Annotated in this window: 20 protein-coding genes and 1 riboswitch; of the genes, 11 read left to right on the forward strand and 9 right to left on the reverse strand. The window is 48.9% G+C overall.

From position 1 onward, the window contains the following. The first annotated feature begins 129 nt into the window (after positions 1-129). On the forward strand, positions 130-2040 hold the full coding sequence (locus RF007C_RS02475) for a diguanylate cyclase (protein WP_037296925.1): 1911 nt from the start codon (positions 130-132) through the stop codon (positions 2038-2040). Between the two features lie 70 nt (positions 2041-2110). On the opposite strand, the gene RF007C_RS02480 is transcribed toward RF007C_RS02475, so the two are convergent. The 5 genes from RF007C_RS02480 to asd form a co-directional block, all read right to left on the reverse strand. Continuing rightward, the gene (locus RF007C_RS02480) at positions 2111-2512 is read right to left on the reverse strand and encodes a PaaI family thioesterase (RefSeq protein WP_037296927.1); all 402 of its coding nucleotides are present in this window, start codon (positions 2510-2512) and stop codon (positions 2111-2113) included. 4 nt (positions 2513-2516) lie between these two features. Beyond that, positions 2517-3080, reverse strand: coding sequence for a GNAT family N-acetyltransferase (locus tag RF007C_RS02485; RefSeq protein ID WP_037296929.1), 564 nt, complete (start codon positions 3078-3080; stop codon positions 2517-2519). A gap of 59 nt (positions 3081-3139) precedes the next feature. Further along, positions 3140-3889 (reverse strand): 4-hydroxy-tetrahydrodipicolinate reductase, encoded by a 750-nt coding sequence (gene dapB / locus RF007C_RS02490; protein WP_037296931.1) that lies wholly within the window; start codon positions 3887-3889, stop codon positions 3140-3142. 34 nt (positions 3890-3923) lie between these two features. Beyond that, the gene (gene dapA / locus RF007C_RS02495; RefSeq protein WP_037296933.1) at positions 3924-4814 is read right to left on the reverse strand and encodes a 4-hydroxy-tetrahydrodipicolinate synthase; all 891 of its coding nucleotides are present in this window, start codon (positions 4812-4814) and stop codon (positions 3924-3926) included. Positions 4815-4982: 168 nt separating this feature from the next. Next, positions 4983-6062 carry an aspartate-semialdehyde dehydrogenase gene (asd, locus tag RF007C_RS02500; RefSeq protein WP_019679217.1) on the reverse strand — a complete coding sequence of 360 codons (1080 nt, stop codon included), beginning with the start codon at positions 6060-6062 and terminating at the stop codon, positions 4983-4985. Between the two features lie 110 nt (positions 6063-6172). Further along, a riboswitch (Lysine riboswitch) is annotated at positions 6173-6344 on the reverse strand. A gap of 81 nt (positions 6345-6425) precedes the next feature. Here asd and RF007C_RS02505 point away from each other — a divergent pair. The 10 genes from RF007C_RS02505 (at position 6426) to RF007C_RS02550 (ending at position 17519) form a co-directional block, all read left to right on the forward strand. Beyond that, the gene (locus tag RF007C_RS02505; RefSeq protein WP_037296935.1) at positions 6426-7487 is read left to right on the forward strand and encodes an alpha/beta hydrolase; all 1062 of its coding nucleotides are present in this window, start codon (positions 6426-6428) and stop codon (positions 7485-7487) included. A gap of 57 nt (positions 7488-7544) precedes the next feature. Next, positions 7545-8576, forward strand: a complete 1032-nt coding sequence (gene queA / locus RF007C_RS02510) for a tRNA preQ1(34) S-adenosylmethionine ribosyltransferase-isomerase QueA (RefSeq protein WP_037296938.1) — start codon at positions 7545-7547, stop codon at positions 8574-8576. Between the two features lie 31 nt (positions 8577-8607). Continuing rightward, on the forward strand, positions 8608-8985 hold the full coding sequence (locus RF007C_RS02515) for a hypothetical protein (protein WP_037296941.1): 378 nt from the start codon (positions 8608-8610) through the stop codon (positions 8983-8985). 37 nt (positions 8986-9022) lie between these two features. Further along, positions 9023-10153: a tRNA guanosine(34) transglycosylase Tgt gene (tgt, locus tag RF007C_RS02520; RefSeq protein WP_037296944.1), complete on the forward strand. Its 1131-nt coding sequence runs from the start codon at positions 9023-9025 to the stop codon at positions 10151-10153. Between the two features lie 31 nt (positions 10154-10184). Further along, complete coding sequence (locus tag RF007C_RS02525) at positions 10185-12581, forward strand: hypothetical protein (RefSeq protein WP_037296947.1); 2397 nt, start codon at positions 10185-10187, stop codon at positions 12579-12581. A 6-nt stretch (positions 12582-12587) separates the two neighbouring features. Next, positions 12588-12920: a GIY-YIG nuclease family protein gene (locus RF007C_RS02530; protein ID WP_019679211.1), complete on the forward strand. Its 333-nt coding sequence runs from the start codon at positions 12588-12590 to the stop codon at positions 12918-12920. After that, a complete protein-coding gene (gene hflX, locus RF007C_RS02535; RefSeq protein WP_037296949.1) occupies positions 12907-14154 on the forward strand; it encodes a GTPase HflX in 1248 nt (415 codons plus the stop codon). The genes RF007C_RS02530 and hflX overlap by 14 nt, the downstream gene beginning before the upstream one ends. 234 nt (positions 14155-14388) lie before the next feature. Further along, positions 14389-15669 (forward strand): aminotransferase class I/II-fold pyridoxal phosphate-dependent enzyme, encoded by a 1281-nt coding sequence (locus tag RF007C_RS02540; RefSeq protein ID WP_019679209.1) that lies wholly within the window; start codon positions 14389-14391, stop codon positions 15667-15669. A gap of 232 nt (positions 15670-15901) precedes the next feature. Next, positions 15902-16243 carry a phenylpyruvate tautomerase MIF-related protein gene (locus RF007C_RS02545; protein ID WP_019679208.1) on the forward strand — a complete coding sequence of 114 codons (342 nt, stop codon included), beginning with the start codon at positions 15902-15904 and terminating at the stop codon, positions 16241-16243. A 10-nt stretch (positions 16244-16253) separates the two neighbouring features. Further along, positions 16254-17519 (forward strand): dockerin type I repeat-containing protein, encoded by a 1266-nt coding sequence (locus tag RF007C_RS02550; protein ID WP_037296951.1) that lies wholly within the window; start codon positions 16254-16256, stop codon positions 17517-17519. 143 nt (positions 17520-17662) lie between these two features. Here the strand turns inward: RF007C_RS02550 and RF007C_RS02555 are convergent, their stop codons facing one another. From RF007C_RS02555 to RF007C_RS02570, 4 genes are read right to left on the reverse strand one after another with little or no spacing between them, the layout of a single operon-like run. Then, positions 17663-18310 (reverse strand): HAD family hydrolase, encoded by a 648-nt coding sequence (locus RF007C_RS02555; RefSeq protein ID WP_037296954.1) that lies wholly within the window; start codon positions 18308-18310, stop codon positions 17663-17665. Positions 18311-18319: 9 nt separating this feature from the next. After that, positions 18320-19192, reverse strand: coding sequence for an Hsp33 family molecular chaperone HslO (hslO, locus tag RF007C_RS02560; RefSeq protein WP_019679204.1), 873 nt, complete (start codon positions 19190-19192; stop codon positions 18320-18322). A gap of 13 nt (positions 19193-19205) precedes the next feature. Beyond that, positions 19206-19973, reverse strand: a complete 768-nt coding sequence (locus RF007C_RS02565; RefSeq protein WP_037296955.1) for a class I SAM-dependent DNA methyltransferase — start codon at positions 19971-19973, stop codon at positions 19206-19208. A gap of 16 nt (positions 19974-19989) precedes the next feature. After that, positions 19990-21192, reverse strand: coding sequence for a hypothetical protein (locus tag RF007C_RS02570; protein ID WP_037296957.1), 1203 nt, complete (start codon positions 21190-21192; stop codon positions 19990-19992). Positions 21193-21202: the final 10 nt, after the last annotated feature.

The raw sequence follows: 21202 nt of genomic DNA on the forward strand, positions 1-21202 counted from the left end.
TCGTTGTTCTGCACAAAAGAAATTGTCTTTTAATGTGAATTTCTCCAAAAATTCAATAAAGCCTTTATTTTTTTCACATATATGGTATAATAAAATTAAGCATATTAATCCATTAAAAGAGGGGATAGCATGGATTCCAAAAAGATAAAAAACATTGTAGTAGTCGTTTCAGGCCTTGACGAAGAGTATCAGTATAATATAATTCTCGGCATGAACAAGTTTGCCGAGGAGCATAATATCAATGTCTCTTATTTTGCCGCATTCGTCGGAATGGTGGGAAGCAAGACCTTTGACATAGGGGAAAGAAGCATCTATAATCTCGTTGACTATTCGCGCTTTGACGGCGCTCTCCTCATGACAAACACCTTCGGTTCAGCCGAGATACGCGAGAATATATTCAGTAAGGTCCGCAGCTCGGGCATACCTGTGATCGTGTTCGAGAGCCATGAATACCCTGAGTTTTACGACATCAGGATAGATAATTTCAGCGTAATGAAGGATCTGGTTAATCATATCATCCGCCACCACGGCGCAAAGGTCATCAACTATATCTCTGGTCCTCTCGCCAATCCCGAGGGAAAGGCCAGATATGACGCTTTTCTCAGCGCTATGGAGGAAAACGGGCTCACCACAGAGGAAAAGCGCATCTATTACGGCGATTTCAAAAGCTATGACGGCAAGCTGGCAATAGATGACTTTGTGAACTCAAAGTTGCCGCTGCCAGACGCCTTTATATGTGCAAATGACAGTATGGCTCTTACAGCCATTTCCTCACTGGAGAAGCTCGGCTACAAGATACCCGATGACGTAATGGTCACGGGCTTTGATTACACTTTCAACGCGAGAAATTGCAGTCCCGCCATAACATCGGTAAAGCGTCCGCTTTACAGTGCGGGATATACAGCCATGAACGTGCTCTTCAATGTAATCGAGGGCAGGGAGCAGCCGCGCTCCACGGTTCTTGAAGCAACTGCGGTCTTTACGGAGAGCTGCGGCTGCAAGAACGCCGAAACCGACGATCTTATTTCCTACAAGAAGACAACGTACCGAAAAATAGAGGCCACCAACAACAATATCCTTATGGTAAACCGACTTACAGCAGGCCTTGCCGAGACCGAAACGGCTTCAGAGTTCTTCGACGTCATCAACGCTCTTATCTCAGAGCTGGAATGTGAGAAATTCCAGTTCTGTCTGACCGAGGACTGGCAGGACGCTTTCAATACAGGCTCGCTTACAACCTCCCACAACGGCTATTCGGGATATATGACCGCCCCCCTCATCTGGGACAACGGCCAGCGCAGGAGCGTGGGCTACTACCCCAGCAGCAATATGTTCCCCGAGGGCTTCGAGGAGAGAAGCTGCGTGAACTATTTCCTGCCGCTCCATTTCGGAGACCGCTGTCTTGGCTATTACATAATAACCAACGGAGATTTCCCTATATACAGTCTCCTCTGTCATACCCTGACTATGGTGCTCAGCAACTCCATAGAGAATATCCGAAAGCTTTTCCACCTCAACAAGGCAATGGACGAGCTCAACCGTCTCTACGTTATAGATCCCCTTTGCAATATATACAACCGCAACGGCTTCATAAACCTTGCTGACGATATGTTCAGGGAGTGCGTAGCAAAAAAACAGCAGATAATGCTCAGCTTCATAGATATGGACGGCCTGAAGTTCATAAACGACAATTACGGCCATAACGAAGGCGATTTCGCAATACAGCGCCTTGCGAACATTATCAGCAGCTGCTGCGGAAAAGGCAGTATATGTGCACGTTTCGGCGGTGACGAGTTCGTGATATTCTCAGTGAATGCCACAGACAATGACGTAACGTCTCTTGAACACAGATTCAATCTTGAGCTTGAGAATATAAATAATCTCATCACAAAGCCCTATGTTATATCTGCAAGTATCGGCAGCATCCTCACGCTGGCCAATGAGAACGATACTCTTTACAGCATCATCAAAATGGCTGACGACAAGATGTATGAGATCAAAAAAGCAAAAAAGGCTGCAAGAAAATCCGAAAAGATATAAAAAAAGCCGTATTACGGCGTCAATACAGAAAATCAGCCCCGAGGCAAAACGCTTCGGGGCTGTTAATTTTTTATGCCTTTCGGAAGCCCATGCACTGTACTGCGGCAACAGGGTTTCCCAGCTCATCTCTTATATCCACATTATAGCAGCAGATAGTCCTGCCGTCCTTTATCAGCCTTGCCTCTGCAATTATGCGTTCTGTCTTCGGAACTCCGATAAAGGAGGCGTCGCAGTTCAGGCCGACTACTCCCCCGTTCTGCCAGTTGGAAGCGACCGCAAAAGCAAAATCAGCAAGAGTAAAGTATACTCCGCCCATGACACCGCCCACGGCATTCATGTGATGCTCGTTGAGAACAAGGCTGCATTTGGAATAATGATCGCCTATCTCGTCTATTACCGCGCCTGCCTCTGTGGCAAATCGGTCTCCGCGGAAGTATCCGCGTACCTTTTCAAGTGTTTCATTATCAGTCATTGTATTACCTCCTGTCTTCGTATTCATCTCTCAGTATGGAGAAATAATGCCTTCCCACATAGCTGCCGTCCATGAAGAAATAGTCCCTTAGAGTGCCCTCGAATGTGAAGCCGCACTTCTCGATAACTCTTTTTGAAGGCGCATTTATAGTCTTTGTACATATCTGTACTTTATGCAGGTTCATTTTCTCAAATCCGAAGGCTATCACCGCCTTTGTGGCTTCCGTCGCATAGCCCCTGCACTGGAACTCCACACCTATACAGTATTCTATCTCCGCAAAATGGTTCTTGCTGTCAACGAGGAAATATGCTATCTGGCCGATACACTCGCCGCTCTCCCTGTCGATGACTGCCCAGCGGTAATAGTCCTCGCGTTCATAGTTCCCGATGTACTTGTCAAGAAGGCCATTTACTTCCTCTTCTGTACGGTATACGGGCTCAGAGTACATGATCTGCACCTTTTCGTCGCTTGCCCAGTTCCTGAATACCGCTTCACAGTCCGAATACTCGAAGCGCCTGAGTATAAGTCTTTCCGTCTCTATTGTCTGTGTTCCGATATGTGTAAGCATTGTCATCTCTCCTAAAAGATATCCCCTGACATAGAAGCTATATCAGGGGAAATTATGTTTTATACCAGTTTTGACATATCATAAAGTCCTGCGGGCTGATCCTTGAGGAAAACCGCTGCATTTACAGCTCCTGCGGCAAATACTGCCTTTGAAGCTGCGGAATGTGAAAGGGTTATAACCTCATCATGGCCTGCAAATATAACATCGTGCTCTCCTACGATAGTGCCTCCGCGGATAGCGTGCATTCCTATCTCGGACTTTTCGCGCTTCTGACGGCGTGAATGGCGGTCATAGACGTAGTGCTTTGAATTGTCAAGAGTCTCATTTACAGCGTTTGCAAGCATAATGGCCGTTCCGCTGGGAGCGTCTATCTTCTGGTTGTGATGCTTTTCAACTATCTCTATATCGAAGCTGTCTCCCAGTACCGAGGCTGCCTTCTTGGCAAGCTCTACCAGCAGATTGATTCCCAGTGACATATTGAATGTGAAAAATACGGGGATCTGCTGTGCAGCCGACCTGATCTTTGCGATCTGCTCGTCAGTATAGCCCGTTGCGCCGATAACAAGGGGAGTTCCCGTAGACAGGCAGTAATCAAGAAGTCCGTCCAGAGAAGCAGGATTAGAGAAATCTATGATAACATCGGGCTTTTCGGGAAGCTGCGCAGGAGTCTCAAATATTGGAAAATCCGCATACTGCTTGGTGTAAAGGTCAATACCTGCGATAACCCTGCAGTCATCGCGCTCATCTGCGCAATTGTAGATGTTATGTCCCATTTTGCCGTTAGCACCGCAAATAACGATATTTGTCATTTTAACTCTCCTTTGTTTTTATCAGGATCCCTTATCACTTGATAAGACCGAGATTATTCATGGAAGCTCTGAGCTTTTCTCTGTGCTCGGGTGTAAGATCGCAGAGAGGCAGACGGCACTTGCCGGCCTTCCAGCCCAGCATATTCATAGCTTCCTTTACGGGAATGGGGTTCACCTCGATGAACAGGTCGTTTATAAGCTCAAGATATCTGATCTGAAGCTTCATAGCCTCTGCAAAGTTATTGTCCAGACAGAGCTGAACCATATCGTGCATCTCCTTGGGGATAATATGGGAAGCTACCGAGATAACGCCCTTTCCGCCCAGAGACATGATAGGAACTACCATATCGTCATTGCCGCTGTACACATCTATATCATCTCCGCAGGCTGATACGAGCTTTGCAACATAGCTGATATTTCCGCTTGCTTCCTTGATAGCAGCAATATTCCTGTGCTTAGCCAGCTCCTTTACTGTAGCAACGTCAAAGCCGCAGCCTGTTCTGCTGGGAACATTGTAAAGGATTATGGGGATATTCACAGCGTCTGCAATAGCAGTGAAATGAGCTATAAGACCATTCTGTGTAGTCTTGTTGTAATAGGGAGTAACATGGAGCAGAGCGTCTGCGCCTGCTGCCTCAGCCTCCTTGGAGAGCTCTACCGCATAGCGTGTATCGTTGCTGCCTGCACCTGCGATAACAGGAACTCTGCCTGCGGTATGCTTTACAGCGAACTTGATGCAGTCGCGGTGCTCGTCGTCCGTCATTGTAGCTGACTCGCCTGTGGTACCGCAGATAACGATAGCGTCAGTGCCCTTTTCGATCTGGTCGTCGATAAGGCGTCCCAGCTCGTCGTAGTTTATAGAACCGTCGGCATTCATAGGAGTTATGATAGCAATAGCCGCACCGGTGAAAATTGTATTCTTCATAGCTATTTTCCTTTCATTAAATTCAAGGTGTAGAGGCGGATATTATCCGCCCGTACTAACTGTTGTTGTACCGCATGAAGGCGAGAGCGCCCTACCCTGCGATAGACCCATGCAGGATATTTAATGTAAGGGCTGGCGTCCGCGACAGCCCATTGAACTGCTCACCGCTTAATCAAAGTAGCCCTTTGCTGCAAGGAGCTCTGCAAGGAGAACACCGCCGCCTGCTGCACCTCTCAGTGTATTGTGTGAAAGGCATACGAACTTATAATCGTACTGTGTATCCTCACGGAGACGTCCTGTGGATACTGCCATACCGCCTTCAAGGTTTCTGTCGAGCTTAGCCTGAGGACGGTCATTCTCCTCAAAGTAGTGAATGAACTGCTTGGGAGCGCTGGGGAGCTCAAGCTCCTGGGGAACGCCCTTGAAATCAGCCCACAGCTTGAGGATCTCCTCCTTGGAGGGCTTGTTCTCGAAGCTTACGAATACAGCAGCCGTATGTCCGTCGGATACGGGAACACGGAGACACTGTGTAGTGATATTGGGAGCTGCAGCCTTTACGATCTCATTGCCCTTGATCTCGCCCCATACCTTCAGGGGCTCCTGCTCGGACTTCTCCTCCTCGCCGCCGATGTAAGGGATAAGGTTATCAAGCATCTCGGGCCATGTCTCGAAGTTCTTGCCTGCGCCCGAAATAGCCTGATAAGTACAAGCCAGAACGTTCTTGAGACCGAACTTTCTCAGGGGGTGGAGTGCGGGAACGTAGCTCTGGATAGAGCAGTTTGACTTAACAGCGATGAATCCCCTCTTTGTTCCGAGGCGCTCTCTCTGAGCCTTGATGATCTCAATGTGCTCGGGGTTGATCTCGGGCACTACCATAGGAACATCGGGAGTAAATCTGTGTGCGGAGTTATTTGAAACGATAGGGCACTCAGCCTTGGCATAAGCCTCTTCGAGAGCCTTTATCTCGTCCTTTTTCATATCAACGGCACAGAAGCAGAAATCTACCATGCCTGCGATCTTCTCTATATCCGAAGTTGCGTCCATGAGGACCATATCCTTCATAGCTGCCGGCATGGGGACTGCCATCTTCCAGCGGCTGCCTGCTGCCTGCTCATATGTCTGGCCTGCGCTCCTCGGTGAAGCTGCGAGCACCTTCACATTGAACCACGGATGATTTTCGAGCAGTGTAGCAAATCTCTGGCCTACCATACCCGTTGCACCTATAATACCAACATTATACTGTTTCATATCGACCTCTCCTTAAAAAAATTTGCATAATTTGCATAAAATAATAAAAACCGGTTGCAAACCGGCTCATCATGCGTTATAATAGAAATGTTGACATATTAATAACGAAATATGCCGATAGCTCTCCATCAAACCATGATGACAACTGCATACCTATTGAATATGCAGCCAGAGCTGAATTTACCGGAAACAGCCCTTCGGCGGCATTGCCTTTCGCTGTACACCATCGGACAGGTAATCCCGTGTACAGGTACTTTTCGCAGCCGCGCCTCTACCTTGTTTATTATAATAGCACTTTAATTTTCCGTTGTCAATACATTTTTTCATTTTTATAAGCATTATACATTATTTAAGGAGGACTAAATGAAAAGATTATTCCGTTTATTGCTGAAGATCCTGAAATGGGCAGGCATCGTCCTTCTCGGCATCCTTGTCATCTTCCTGATCGTCCGCTTCATAGGAAAAAGGATAAACAGCAAAACTCCCGACGGCGGCATCAACGAAACATTCTATGCAGATATAAACGGAACGCAGCAGTGGATAAGCATCTACGGACAGAATACTGACAATCCCGTGCTGCTCTATCTTCACGGCGGCCCGGGAGAGGCCACAAGTTTCTTCGACTACGCCTTTACCAGAAAATGGTCGGACGTATATACCGTAGTCACCTGGGATCAGCGTAATTGCGGCAAGAGCTTTTCAAAGGATCAGTGTGACGATCCCCTCACCTATGATATTCTGATGAAGGACGGCGAAGAGGTCACGAAGCTGATACTTCAGCATCTCAACAAGGAAAAGCTCACCATTCTCGGACATTCCTGGGGCTCTATTTACGGCTGCAATCTGGTCATGGCTCACCCCGAGTACTACGACGCATACATAGGCACGGGACAGCTCATCGACTTCCGAAAAAACGAGGAAGCCTTCAAAAAAGAAGCCGCAAAATGGACAGAGGGTGACAAGGAAGGCCTTGCTCTCCTCGGAAAGCTTCAGGGCGATGAATTCACTATGGAATACGCTCAGGCGAGAAATGCCCTTATGAAGCGCTACGGCTACGATATGCTGGCAGACGGCGCCGATTACAGCATCGGTGCGGCTGTCATATTCAATCCCTACTACTCCATAGGCGACTTTGCAAAGATGCTCACCTATGATTTCACACCGTATCTCAACTTTATAAACTCCGACGAGTTCGCCCGCTTCTCCCTTACAGGCAGGAATCACTATGAGGTCCCCTTCTACAACATCAACGGCGACAAGGACTATCAGACCAATCATATCCTTGCCGAGGAATACTTTGAAACCGTAGAAGCTCCCTATAAGAAGCTCTACATCATGAAGGGCTCCACTCACGGACTCCTTGAGACAAGATCAGGAGAATTCTCGGATATTATCCACGAGATCGCGTCGGATACGCGGTCATGATACCACTCAGACGGCAGTTATCCCTACAGTAGCTGCCCCAAAGGAGACAAATACTTAATGGAACTTCTCAAATCCGATTTTTACTACGATCTGCCCGAAGAGCTGATCGCTCAGACTCCCATAGAGCCCCGGAATGCCTCGCGCATGATGTGCGTTGACCGCAGGACGGGAGCTGTAACTCACGATCACTTCTATAATCTATGCGATCACCTCAAAGAAGGTGACCTGCTGGTAATGAACGATTCAAGAGTTATCCCCGCAAGACTCTACGGCGAAAAAATAGGCAACGGCACCTTTATCGAGTTCCTGCTGCTTGAGCAGAAGGGGGACAAGCTGTGGGAGATCATATGCCGCCCCGGAAAAAAAGCCAAGGTGGGCACAAGGTTTTCCTTCGGCGGAGGCAGGCTCACAGCCGAGGTCGTCGAGGTAAAGGACGACGGCAACAGGATAGTTCAATTTCAGTGCGAGGGGAATTTCTTCACCGCTCTGGAGGACGTCGGACAGATGCCTCTGCCGCCTTACATAAAGGAAAAGCTGGAGAACCGCGAACGCTATCAGACAGTCTATTCCAGAGAGCTGGGCTCGGCAGCAGCTCCCACAGCAGGACTGCATTTCACTCCCGAGATGCTGGACGATCTGCGATCATGTGGCATAAAGACCGCCTTTGTGACACTCCATGTGGGACTGGGAACCTTCCGTCCCGTCAAGGAGGACAACGTACTCGATCATAAAATGCACAGCGAACACTATTTTCTCCCTCAGGAGACCGCCGATCTCATCAACGAGACCAGAAAAAACGGCGGAAGAGTCATTGCCGTGGGCACTACCACCTGCCGCACCCTTGAAAGCGTTGCTACCTTTTACAACGAGATCTCGGAGCACGACGGCTATACGGATATATTCATATACCCGTCCTATGAGTTCAAATGCATTGACGGACTCATAACCAATTTCCATCTTCCCGAGAGTACGCTTATTATGCTCGTTTCCGCATTTATGGGCTACGAAAACACCATGAATGCCTATAAGACCGCTGTGCAGGAACGCTACCGTTTCTTCAGCTTCGGAGACAGTATGTGTATTCTTTGAAAGCAATATTCTATCGGAAAAGGAGATAAAAATGTCAGATACCGAATATTTTGATTTTTTTAAGGGGATCGTCGATTCGGAGGAGGGACCGATCGTCATCTGCAATCTTGATTACAGGATAGTTTATGCAAATCCTGCTGCCAACACCTACTACTCAACCGTTTCACCTCTTGAGGGAAAGCTCCTGGAAAGCCTTATGGACGAGGAAATGATGAGTAAGGTGGTTATGAGCGTTGAATGGTTCAAGGAGGACAAAAAGAACAATAAAGTCTATGCACTCCATGACAGCAAACATAATGTAGATATGTATATCCTTGCCATAAGGAAGCATAATGAAAAGCTCATCGGCTTTTACGGACGCCGTGAGGACAGAAATCCAGATCGGGGCAGGCAGTTTGACCTTGACTGACAGGTCAGGTATCCCAAAAAACAATAAAGGAGAAGCTATGTTTACACTTCTTAAAACCGACAATAAAGCCAGACGCGGCAGCTTTGAGACTGTCCACGGCACCTTCCAGACGCCATGCTTCATGAACGTCGGCACCGCTGCCGCTATCAAAGGCGGTATCTCTTCCGTGGATCTCAGGGAACTAAAGACGCAGGTAGAGCTATGCAATACCTATCATCTTCACCTTCGCCCGGGAGACCATGTGGTAAAGCAGATGGGCGGCCTTCATAAGTTCATGAACTGGGATAAGCCAATACTTACCGACAGCGGCGGATTTCAGGTCTTTTCACTGGCTCAGCTCAGGAAAATAAAGGAAGAAGGAGTATACTTTGCTTCTCATATAGACGGTCACCGCATATTCATGGGACCGGAGGAGAGTATGCAGATACAGTCGAATCTGGGTTCGACCATTGCAATGGCATTCGATGAATGTATCGAAAATCCCTCCCCTTACAAGTACGTGGCAGCCTCCATAGAGCGCACCACACGCTGGCTCATACGCTGCAAGGAGGAAATGGAGCGTCTCAACAGCCTTCCCGATACCATAAACAGGCATCAGTTGCTTTTCGGCATAAATCAGGGCTCTACCTTTGACGATCTGCGCATAAAGCACATGGAGGACATAGCCGCTCTGGATCTTGACGGCTACGCCATAGGAGGACTTGCCGTAGGCGAAGCCACCGAGGAGATGTACCGCATAATCGACGTTGTGGAGCCGTATATGCCCGTACACAAGCCCCGTTACCTCATGGGAGTGGGAACTCCATCAAATATCATCGAAGCCGTCGCAAGAGGCGTTGATATGTTCGACTGCGTAATGCCCAGCCGAAACGCCCGCCATGCCACGGTATTCACCTGGAGCGGCATCATGCACCTTAACAATAAGTGCTATGAGACCGATCCCCGCCCCGTGGACGAACAGTGCGACTGCCCTACCTGCCGCAATTTCTCACGAGCCTATATACGCCACCTTTTCAAAGCCAACGAACAGCTGGCAGGCAGGCTGGCAGTACAGCACAACCTGTATTTCTACAATACACTGACCGAAAAGATCAGAGAAGCCATTGACAAAGACCGCTTCGAGCAGTTCCGCGGAAAATATTCCCAGCTTCTCGCTACAAGGATATAAATACGGCCATAGCCGAAAAAACGGAGTTAATATGAATACGTTCCTGTTTCTTTTAATGTTTGCGGTCTCTGTCGCTGTGACCGCAGTTTTTCTGCATGAGATAAAAAGCGACCTCAAAGTCAAGGAAAAAGCTGACGATAAACTCGCTAAGCTGCGCGGACTTGCAAGATGCACAGCTGTTCTGCTCATATTCATCGCAGCCGCAGAAGCCATCGGCATAATCAAGATAACCGAGTACAAAGGCGCCTTTCTGCTTCTGGGCGCAACGGCAGGCATCTCCATGCTTATATGTACGCTCAACAAGAAGCGCAGATACAATACAGCCGCAGCAGCAGTAAAGGCTCTCCTCGCAGCAGTGATACTCGAGGTCACCTTGTTCAATATCCCCACATACCGCCTATGGTTCGGAAGCTACGGCGAGATGAGCTTCTCTGCGGAGGAATGTGCAAAAAGCAGCAGCGTGACCCTGCGCCACGGAAATAACGATATACTCCTTCAGGGAGATCACTCCACTGTATTCACCTTCGACAATATCGGCGAAGAAGTAGCTGACGTATACGTGGATATAGACTTTGAAAAGGGCACCAAGGCCGCAAGAGTCTCCATAGACGCCAGTGACGAGACAACTCCCGATACTTACAGATACGGCATTGCATCAAACAACATTGTAAGGAACAAGCCCCATTCGCATTACACACAGCTCCACCTTTCGGGCAATATCAGCAGCATGAAGGTGAATATCTTCCCTCTTTACGGAGGCACCGTTTACATAAAGGGGATAAGCTTCAACAAGCAGATATCCATGAGCATATCATGGATAAGGATAGCCCTGATAGTTCTGGCTGTTTGCTTCTGGCACCTTATGATGTACAGCAAGACCATGCAGAAGAGCTACTCAAAGAGCAAGAACCTCTGCCGTACAGCGGCAATATTCATAACCGACATAGCCTGTCTTGCAGCAGTGCTGGTCACCTTCGTAAAGCTTGACAACTACTCCATTCTTGACATAATGAAATGCTCCTCGGGCAACCAGATGACTCAGGAGCTGGTAGACGCCTTTGAGCACGGCAGCACTCATCTTCTGGAGGAGCCATCAAAGGAGCTCAATGCACTTTCAGATCCCTATGTAACAAGCTATCTCGACAGCGAGGGCATACCTTACAGCTGGGATCACGTATACTTCGGCAAGAAGTATTACAGCTACTACGGCATAGGTCCGGTAGTTCTGCTCTTCCTGCCCTATCATAAGCTCACGGGGTACTATTTTCCCGATTCCATGGCAATACTCCTGTTTGCCCTTATAGGAATAATCGGACTTACCAAGCTGTATATGGCCTTTATCAGGAAGCTCTTTCCCAAGACCACCGCAGGCTTTACAATAATCGGACTTATCATTATTCAGACAGTCAGCGGCATATGGTTCAGCATAGGAAGACCGCTGTTCTACGAGATAGCCCTTTCGGCCGGCTTTGCGGTACTGCCGTGGGCAGCTTATTTCCTGATCTCGGCAGGTATAATCGGCAAGGACAAGCCTTCTCTTCCGAGAACAGCCATAGCTTCAACGCTCTTTGCTTTCTCGGTACTGTGCCGTCCTACCCTTGTGCTTTACTGTATTGCCGCGGGACTCTTCCTGCTTATGGCTCTTCCCAGAGCCGCAGCAGACGGAAAAGCTCCTGCAAAGAAAAAAGAAAATAAGCTCTTCAACGCTTCCGGCATACGTTACCTTGTCTGCGCGCTCCTGCCAATGGTATGTATAGGACTTGTACAGATGTGGTACAACTATGACCGTTTCGGTTCGCCCTTTGAATTCGGCATACAGTATTCCCTCACCATCAACGACTTTACAAGAACTCAGTTTCACCCTCGTCTTTCATGGGTGGCTATATACAACTACTTCTTCAATCCGCCTGTTTTCGTTCCCGGCTATCCCGGCATAAGGACCGATTTCCAGTTCCTCAACAGCGGCGGCTTCTTCTATGCCGACACCGGCTGCACATACAATACATCAGGTGTATTCTTCCTTGCTCTCCCCATGTTCGCCTATCTCTTCTCGGTCAAGGCACTGGAGGCTGTACGCGGCAGGGCAAACAGGATATCGACCGCAATATACATAGGCATCCCATGTCTGCTCATACCCTTCGGCATTGTCGCCTCGGTATGGGAGAGCGGCTATGCAGCACGCTATATGACCGACTTTGCATGGCAGTCACTGCTGGGCGCCTTTGCCATAATCTTCTTCCTTTACGGAAGGATAACCGATCCCACCAAGAAAAAATTCCTGAACGGCTTCATGTGGTTCTCACTCATGTGGGCACTGGTAGTTGCGGGAACTCAGGAATTCAACCAGATGTTCAGATATGACGACTATGCTCCCGATTTCCCTGAAATGGCATATGAGGTACAGCGTCTGTTCGCATTCTGGACCTGATAAGCGATGTATTACATATATATTATAAAATGCGAGGGTGACCTGCTGTATACAGGCATAACCACGGATGTGGAAAGACGTATGGACGAGCATTTCGGCAGGACGGACAAATGTGCAAAATTCACCCGTTCCCACAGGGCACTCTCACTGGAAGCACTCTGGAGCTGCCCTGACCGCAGCCTCGCTTCCAGACTTGAATATCGAATAAAACAGCTCACAAAGCCTAAAAAGCTCCGCCTTATAACCGATAACAGTTTATTTGCGGAGCTTTTCGGTTCGGATGAAGCCGGACTGTACCGCCGTGAGGACATACAAAGGAGCAGATATGTACGAGAATAAAACCGAAGAACGTCCCGTAAAAGCAGTGCTTGCCTGTGTGGACACCGGCGAATTCGACGCCGAGGTCTCCATAAAGGAGCTCGAAGAGCTGGCATCCACCGCTCAGGCTGAGGTCGTGGGCACTGTCATACAGAAGCGCCCCTCCTACGATCCCGCGACCTGCATGGGCACAGGCAGACTGGAGGAGCTGAAAGAACAGCTGGAAGCCATTGAAGCAGAGCTGGTCATATTCGACCATGAGCTCACAGGAATTCAGGTGCGCAATATCGAGCAGATACTGGACGTCCGCGTTATCGACAGGACTACGCTGATACTTGACATATTCGCACAGCGCGCAAGGACTAAGGAAGGTAAGCTTCAGGTAGAGCTTGCACAGCAGAAATACCGTCTCCCCCGCCTTACGGGTATGGGAACGGCACTTTCGAGACTGGGCGGCGGTATCGGCACAAGAGGTCCCGGAGAGACAAAGCTCGAAACCGACAAACGCCATATCCGCAAACGTATAAGCTACCTTGAAGCAGAATTGGAAGAGCTGAAAAAGCACCGTAATTTCTCACGCTCACGCCGCAAAAAGGACGGCATCCTCTGTGCGGCTATTGTGGGATATACAAATGTGGGCAAGTCCACTCTGCTCAACGCCCTTACAGACGCGGGAGTGCTTGCGGAGAACAAGCTGTTCGCCACACTGGATATAACCTCGCGTTCCATAGAACTTCCCGACGGCAGGAGCGTCATGCTCATAGACACGGTAGGCCTTATCAGAAGGCTGCCCCATAATCTGGTAGAAGCCTTCAAATCCACCCTGGAGGAAGCGGCGGCAGCGGATATAATCCTCAATGTTCAGGATCTGTCCTCCCCCGAGATCAGGGAACAGGCAGAGGTAACGGCAAGTCTGCTCAGCGAGCTGGGCTGTGAGGGTATACCACAGATATTCGTTATGAACAAAGCAGACGCCGCCCCCTTCACGGATACGGTATTCGAGGACGAAAGCACGGTCATGATAAGTGCAAAGGAGCACACGGGCTTCGATAAGCTTCTGGAATGTATCATGAGGAATCTGCCGGAGACCGCCAAGCGCATGAAGCTCCTTATCCCCTACGATAAGGGAGCATTTCTCGGCAGGATCAGACAGGACGGCAAGATATTCTCCGAGGAATACGCCGAAAACGGCACTCTTATCGACGCCCTTGTGGACGTAAAGCTCATCAAGGAAGCGGAAAGCTACAGGGTCTGAGGCTTTTTAGCGGAAATACGTTGACATCATAACCGAAAAAGGATATAATCTAAGTAAGATAAATCATAATTTACGTTTGTATGGGCGGATATTATCCGCCCGTGATACAAAAATTATATTTGCGCGGCGATCAGGCATCGCTACCTGCAAAATGTGTCATGTTGGCTGAAATGCAAGGCGCGGGCCGCCAAAGGCAGCCCCTACAGATAAATTATGATTTAGAAAGGACAAATAATGAACAGCAGGATAAACGAATTATATGGCTTCGACAGCAGACTTGCAGAGCTGGCAGCTCAGGCGGAAAAGAACTGCGCCGAAGCCTTCGCAAAAATAGATTCCAACGCCGAATACTGCGGAGCCAAGGTGCTGAAAGCATTCTCCGACAACAAGGTCAGCGAGCCCTGCTTCTACGGCTCAACAGGCTACGGCTACGGAGATATGGGCCGTGAGGTCATCGACAAGGTCTTTGCTCAGGCTCTCGGCGCTGAAGACGCACTGGTTCGCTTCAACTTCGTGTCTGGCACACACGCCCTTTCAGTAGCACTTTTCGGAGTTCTCCGCACAGGAGACAAGATAGTTTCGATCACAGGCAAGCCCTACGACACCCTCGAGGAGGTCATCGGACTCAGCGGCAGCAAAGGAAACGGTTCCCTCATGGACTACGGCGTGGAATACGGACAGGTAGACCTGAACAGCGACGGTACTCCCAGACTTGAAGAGATAACCGAGGCTGTCAGGGGCGCAAAGGTCGCATATATACAGCGCTCCCGAGGTTATTCACTCCGCGGAGCCTTCACCATAGCCGACATTGAGAGCATGGTAAGGGCTGCCAGAAAGGGAAATCCCGACATTATCGTCATGGTGGACAACTGCTACGGTGAGTTCATCGAGGACCGTGAGCCCACAGCCGCAGGCGCTGACGTCATCATCGGCTCCCTCATAAAGAACGCAGGCGGCGGCATCGCCCGTACAGGCGGATATATCGCAGGCAGAGCCGACCTTGTGGAGCTCTGCTCCTATCGTCTCACCTGCGTGGGCATGGGAAAAGAGGTAGGCTGCACTCTCGGCATGAACCGCGAGATGCTGCTGGGACTTTTCTTTGCACCCGATGTTGTGGCAAATGCAGTCAAGACCTGCACCTTTGCCAGTGAGCTGTTCACTATGCTGGGCTTTGAGTGTTCTCCCGACAAGAACTCTCCCCGCGGCGACATTATCACCGCCGTCAAGCTTGGTGACGAAAAGCACCTCTGTGCATTCTGCCGCGGTATACAGAAGGGAGCTCCCGTGGACTCCTTTGTAACTCCCGAGCCCTGGGATATGCCTGGCTATTCAAGTCAGGTCATCATGGCGGCAGGAGCCTTTACCAACGGCGCTTCAATCGAGCTCTCCGCAGACGCTCCGCTCCGCGAGCCATACGCTGTATGGATGCAGGGCGGCATAACCTACACAAGCGGCAAGCTGGGCGTAATGCTCGCGGCACAGGAAATGCTTTCAGAAGGACTGCTTAAAATTTAGAATTAATGTATTCGCTGCGCCCATATTATTTTCAGAAGGACTTATATAAATCATAATTTACGTTTGTATGGGCGGATATTATCCGCCCGTGATACAAAAATTATATTTGCGCGGCGATGCAGGCATCGCCCCCTGCAAAATGTGTCATGTTGGCTGCAATGCAAGGCGCGGGCCGCCAAAGGCAGCCCCTACAAATTAATTTTGATTTATTAAAAAAAGAGGAGGAATTATTATGCCATTCATCAACGTCAAGACCAATGTTTCCGTATCAGCGGAACAGAAAACAAGTATCAAGTCCGCTCTCGGACGCGCGATCACTGCTATCCCCGGCAAATCCGAGGGCTGGCTCATGGTAGGCATCGAACCTGAGTACGACCTCTGGTTCAAGGGCGAGGATGCTCCTGCCGCAATGGTGGAGGTGTCCATATTCGGAAGTGCTTCTTCCAATGCACTTACAACTCTCACCAGCCATATCACAGGAATACTCACGGACAATATCGGAATACCGTCCGACAGAGTGTACGTAAAGTACACAGGTACCAACGACTGGGGCTGGAACGGATCGAATTTCTGAGGTGATACCTATGAAACTGACAAAATTATTCGGCTTTCTGACAGCAGCAGTTCTGTGCACTTCCACTGCAACTGTCACAAGTCTGGGCGACAGCGGCCTCCGCGCTACTGCCGACGAATGGTGCTATGCAGGTGAGACCTGCGAGCCCCTGCACGATACCTCACGCGATATACAGAATGAGGGCGTGGGCAATCCGCTGAATTTTGGCGAAAGGAATACTCCCGCCAATGCTTCTGCGGCAGAGATACGTGCTATCAATCACAAAATGACCGTTCAGGAAGTAAAATACGCTCTCTACAAGGAGATCGACGAGCACTGGGACCTTATCTCGACACGTCTCGGACAGCCCGACCGTGAGAAGATGTATGCTCTCTTCCTTGGACTCGGTTCAAGAGAATCCACTCTCGGAGAAGGAAAGATCGGCTCGGATCACGAGACCGCATATCAGGATGGCTGGGGCGTAAACTCAGCTCATGCCTATGGTACCCTTCAGACTGCCGTTACGGCTTTTGCGGACTGTGATCCATCATTCATGCCCGAAGACAACGTCCCCGAGATGTTCCAGTATTCCTTTACCGAGCAGAACTTCTATGACTGTATCATATCAAACCATATGGGTATCAGAAAGATACTCCACTTTGCGGAAATATGTATCAATCAGCATAAAATGCACGGCTATCAGGTCGTAAGGAACAGCCTCAAGGGCTTCAACACAGGCTGGTGCGATATGGCTGACGAGGGCGCCTATACCTCCTATGCCGATGAGATATGCACCATGGCGCAGTTCTATTACTATGAAGGACATCTCTACGACAACGTATTCACCTGGACTTCGGCAAACGGCGATAAGATCAATAAATACCGTACCGCCGACCGCTGGGACTGGTGGGGCGATACCGAACCGAGTATGGCTCCCATAGAGGATAAGACCACCACTACCACCTCAACAACAACTACTACAACGACAACCACCACAACAACTACCTCAACATCTGCTGCGACCGTTACCTCAACTACCGTAACAAATACCGAGGGGAATATACTCTACGGCGACGCAAACTGTGACGGCAAGGTTGATCTTGCAGACGCGATACTCATAATGCAGGCTCTGGCAAATCCGGACAAATACGGTGAAAACGGCAGTGATCCGCATCATCTGACGTTCTCCGGCAGGATAAACGGCGATGTTGACCGCTCCACAAAGGGGCTCACATCCAACGACGCACTGCGCATACAGGAATACCTCATACACAAGGTAGAAAGCCTTGATACTTAATGAGATATCCCGCTGAAAAATAAAAACTATGCCCCGAAGCAAGTCATATTGCTTCGGGGCAAATTTTTTTATAAGCAAAAATGCAAAGCTTCCGAACTTCAATTGCCGATGGAGCATACATAGCTCGGAAATCAGTTATTACCTCACTTGGCTAAAATAATATCCGCTATATCCGAAGGCTTTTCCGCAATGAACTCGGCACCTTCGGATTCAAGCTCCTGCCTTCCGCGGAAGCCCCATACGCAGCCGATACAATCTATACCTGCGTTTTTCGCAGTCTGAACATCAACATTGCTGTCGCCTATCATATACACATGGTTCTCAACGTCGGGAAGAGCCGCAAATATCTCAACAAGCACGGCGCTGTCCGGCTTTACTGGCCGGTAATCCACTCCGCCCAGCACCTTTACGAAATCAATATCTGGAAGGAGCTCCCATATTATCTCCCTGGCCACGTCCTCCGGCTTATTAGTGGCGACTGCAAGAACAACTCCGTTATCGCGGAGCTTCTCCATAGTCTCCTTTATACCGTCATAAAGCTTCGTTTTATCAAGGTAATGGCTGCCGTAATACTCTCTGAACAGCCCCCGGAGCTTCTGCTCCTTATCCTTTTTATCCTCCGGCAGCGCTCTGTCGCAGAGCGTTTTTGCGCCGTTCCCCACCATTTTCTTGTAAGTCTCATAGTCGTGAACAGGACAGCCCAGCTTTTCCAGACCATAATTCACAGCATCACCGAGGTCATATATGGTATCGGCAATAGTTCCGTCAAGATCAAAAACAGCCGTTTTCATTTTTCCACCTCATTCACCCATGAGCTTTCTGATCTCATCGGGCGTAAATACATATTCCTTGCCGCAGAAATGGCAGCTGACAGCCGTATCCCTGCCCTCGTCGGCAATTGCCTTCAGCTCGTCCTTGCCGATACTGATAAGAACCCTTTCGGTGCGCTCGCGGCTGCAATCGCATTTGTATACGGGCTCAGCCGTATCCAGAACATTGGGCTCAAGGCCATCCAGAAGCATACCTGCTATCTCCTCGGGAGTTATACCCTCGTCCAGCATAGCGGACACGGGACGTATCCCCGCAATATTCTTTTCTATGACGTCAATGCACTTCTCGTCCGCAAAAGGAAGGAGCTGCACAAGGAAGCCGCCTGCGGACTTTACGGAAAGATCGGGATTTACAAGGACTCCCAGACTGCATACCGTAGGTATCTGCTCGCTGGTAGCATAATAGCTTGCGATATCCTCGGCTATCTCTCCCGAAACAAGCGGTATAACGCCCACATAAGGCTCCTTCAGTCCCATATCCTTTACAACGGACAAAGTACCGTCACTGCCCACAGCTCCGCCTACATCCAGCTTGCCCTGAGCGTTGAGAGGTATCTCCACAACGGGATTGTTCACGCAGCTCTTGACGTTTCCGCGGCTGTCTGCCACAGCGACCAGCTGTCCCGCAGGACCGCCGCCGTCAACTCTGAGTGTAACGCTGTCATCCTCCCCCTTGAGCATATAGCCCATAAGTGAAGCAGCTATGGTAAGTCTGCCAAGACCTGCCGTAACTACAGCCGATGTCTTATGTATGCGTTCTATCTCCGAAACTATGTCCTTTGCGTCAAGGACCTCAGCGAATACGGAACCGTCCGCTGATATGGCTCTGTATAAATTTCCCATATTACTTATCCTTTCAATATTTCTGACCGCTTCTGATACATCTTGCGGCATAGACTATGCGCTGAGAATGTTCCTCTGGGGGAGCGAAAGTATCGTCTCCGTATTTGCCCAGCACCTCAAATCCGCACTCACTGAGAAGCCTCTCTATATCATTCTCGCTGTATGCCTTTTCCGAAAAGCTGTCGGAGCTCCGTGAATAAAGGCCGTTTTCCTCCCGCTCGAAGAACTCCAGCTGCATTTTCACCTCAAGAGTATCGGCATCGAAAGTATTCTCCCATACGCAGTACACATTGTCGGTCTCATAGGTGAAGGTATTGTCCGCCAGTATCTCACGGTGCTTGTAGGGAGTATTCACATCGAAGATGAAAAGCCCGTCCTGTTCGGAAAAGAAGGCCACATTTTCAAAGACCTTCCTGACGTCATCAAGTCCTGCAAGGTGGTTGATACTGTCAAGGGCACAGATGGTTATATCCACGGTGCCGAACATATCCAGCTTTCGCATATCCTGACAGAGATACTGTATATTAAGCCCGCTGTCGAACTTCTTGTCCAGAGCTATTCCAAGCATCTCGTCGGAATTGTCAACTCCGATAACATCGTAGCCCAGGACTGCCATTACCTCGGATATACTTCCCGTACCGCAGGCAAGATCAAGGAGGATATTCTCCTTTGTGTTCTTGAAGCGCTGTATTATACTATGAAAGTACTCTCCGCGCTTCCTGTAATCTATATTTGCCGTAAGCTCGTCATAGTAACGCGCAAACGCACTGTATCCGCTCATATTTCATATTCCTTTCTCAATCCCTTAGCCACCATTCTCCGAAAGTTTCCGACGTCGTATCTCTTTCTTCGTGCTGGATAAGCACTTCATTTCCCTCATCATCGTACTCATAGACCTCATCAGCACAACATAGCGAACCGTCTTCACGTACAAATTTGAATGTTAATTCTTTTCTGAAAAGCTTGAATCTGCCGTCTTCCCATTTAACACGGTATATTTTTCTATCATTACTGCCGCTTTTCCTACAGGTCAGTGTTCCTGCAAATTCTCCTTTATCCTGTACATAGATCTCATTAGCGTCCAGATTACAAAGTAAATCGTTCCTGATATACATACCGCTGTAAGGATCATAAATGAAGTACAGATGTCGTATGTATTCCTTACACATTATTTCACATTTGAGGTCACTGTGTCCGTCAAAGTTATAGTCCGTTTTATCATAGTATCTCTTGGATCCGCTCCGTACCTCTTCGGGAGTCAAATCAATATCGATTATTTGAACGATATCGCTTCCGGACATATGCTCGATAGAATTATCGGTATATCTGAAATAATCAGGTTTTTCCTCTGTACTTATGATCTCATTCATTGCCGAGTCCAGGGTCTCGCGTTTTGTCATTATCATTTTACCGTCGCTGTCAAAGATATAACTGCACCTGGTGTGGTCTGAACGTCTCTCCTGCTCCATACTTACGGGAACGAGTTCGTCTCTCTGCCACTGATATACCGTTGTTTCCTTTTCTACTCCAAGCTCTTCACACCTGAGGGTCTTTTCATTTTTATCAGCTATCTCAAGTTTCAGGAAATTACCGCTGGGCTTCGGAAACTTATCCGACTTGACAAATTTCAATTTTTCGCGGTCAAAAAGCCAGCACCCTTCATAACAGCAATAGACATCATCGTATCCGTCAAAATTATAGTCATCAACTGTTATATTCAGCGGTATATCAACATCTATCCTGAACTCGCCGTATTCACTGTTATACAGCTTCACACCGCCGTCTTTAATCTCATAGTCAAACTTAACGGGCTCAGCATTTTTAGCTGCAGGCTCAGTAACAGTTGTCGAAGCGACCTCAGTATTAGTAGCAGCAGTAACAGCAGTCGTACTTTCCGCAGCAGTCCCTGAAATATCCTTTTCATCGTTATGCGCCTTTTCCTCGCAGCCTGCAAGCATCAGTCCGCCCGCAAGCAATAATAATACCTTTTCCGATCTCATAGCAAACTCT

It is taken from the genome of Ruminococcus flavefaciens 007c (assembly GCF_000571935.1).
Lineage (GTDB): Bacteria > Bacillota > Clostridia > Oscillospirales > Ruminococcaceae > Ruminococcus > Ruminococcus flavefaciens_F.

Coding starts and splice junctions, on each gene's coding strand:
- RF007C_RS02475 (WP_037296925.1), top strand. CDS start 130: ATGGATTCCAAAAAGATAAAAAACATTGTAGTAGTCGTTTCAGGCCTT.
- RF007C_RS02480 (WP_037296927.1), bottom strand. CDS start 2,512: ATGACTGATAATGAAACACTTGAAAAGGTACGCGGATACTTCCGCGGA.
- RF007C_RS02485 (WP_037296929.1), bottom strand. CDS start 3,080: ATGCTTACACATATCGGAACACAGACAATAGAGACGGAAAGACTTATA.
- dapB (WP_037296931.1), bottom strand. CDS start 3,889: ATGACAAATATCGTTATTTGCGGTGCTAACGGCAAAATGGGACATAAC.
- dapA (WP_037296933.1), bottom strand. CDS start 4,814: ATGAAGAATACAATTTTCACCGGTGCGGCTATTGCTATCATAACTCCT.
- asd (WP_019679217.1), bottom strand. CDS start 6,062: ATGAAACAGTATAATGTTGGTATTATAGGTGCAACGGGTATGGTAGGC.
- RF007C_RS02505 (WP_037296935.1), top strand. CDS start 6,426: ATGAAAAGATTATTCCGTTTATTGCTGAAGATCCTGAAATGGGCAGGC.
- queA (WP_037296938.1), top strand. CDS start 7,545: ATGGAACTTCTCAAATCCGATTTTTACTACGATCTGCCCGAAGAGCTG.
- RF007C_RS02515 (WP_037296941.1), top strand. CDS start 8,608: ATGTCAGATACCGAATATTTTGATTTTTTTAAGGGGATCGTCGATTCG.
- tgt (WP_037296944.1), top strand. CDS start 9,023: ATGTTTACACTTCTTAAAACCGACAATAAAGCCAGACGCGGCAGCTTT.
- RF007C_RS02525 (WP_037296947.1), top strand. CDS start 10,185: ATGAATACGTTCCTGTTTCTTTTAATGTTTGCGGTCTCTGTCGCTGTG.
- RF007C_RS02530 (WP_019679211.1), top strand. CDS start 12,588: ATGTATTACATATATATTATAAAATGCGAGGGTGACCTGCTGTATACA.
- hflX (WP_037296949.1), top strand. CDS start 12,907: ATGTACGAGAATAAAACCGAAGAACGTCCCGTAAAAGCAGTGCTTGCC.
- RF007C_RS02540 (WP_019679209.1), top strand. CDS start 14,389: ATGAACAGCAGGATAAACGAATTATATGGCTTCGACAGCAGACTTGCA.
- RF007C_RS02545 (WP_019679208.1), top strand. CDS start 15,902: ATGCCATTCATCAACGTCAAGACCAATGTTTCCGTATCAGCGGAACAG.
- RF007C_RS02550 (WP_037296951.1), top strand. CDS start 16,254: ATGAAACTGACAAAATTATTCGGCTTTCTGACAGCAGCAGTTCTGTGC.
- RF007C_RS02555 (WP_037296954.1), bottom strand. CDS start 18,310: ATGAAAACGGCTGTTTTTGATCTTGACGGAACTATTGCCGATACCATA.
- hslO (WP_019679204.1), bottom strand. CDS start 19,192: ATGGGAAATTTATACAGAGCCATATCAGCGGACGGTTCCGTATTCGCT.
- RF007C_RS02565 (WP_037296955.1), bottom strand. CDS start 19,973: ATGAGCGGATACAGTGCGTTTGCGCGTTACTATGACGAGCTTACGGCA.
- RF007C_RS02570 (WP_037296957.1), bottom strand. CDS start 21,192: ATGAGATCGGAAAAGGTATTATTATTGCTTGCGGGCGGACTGATGCTT.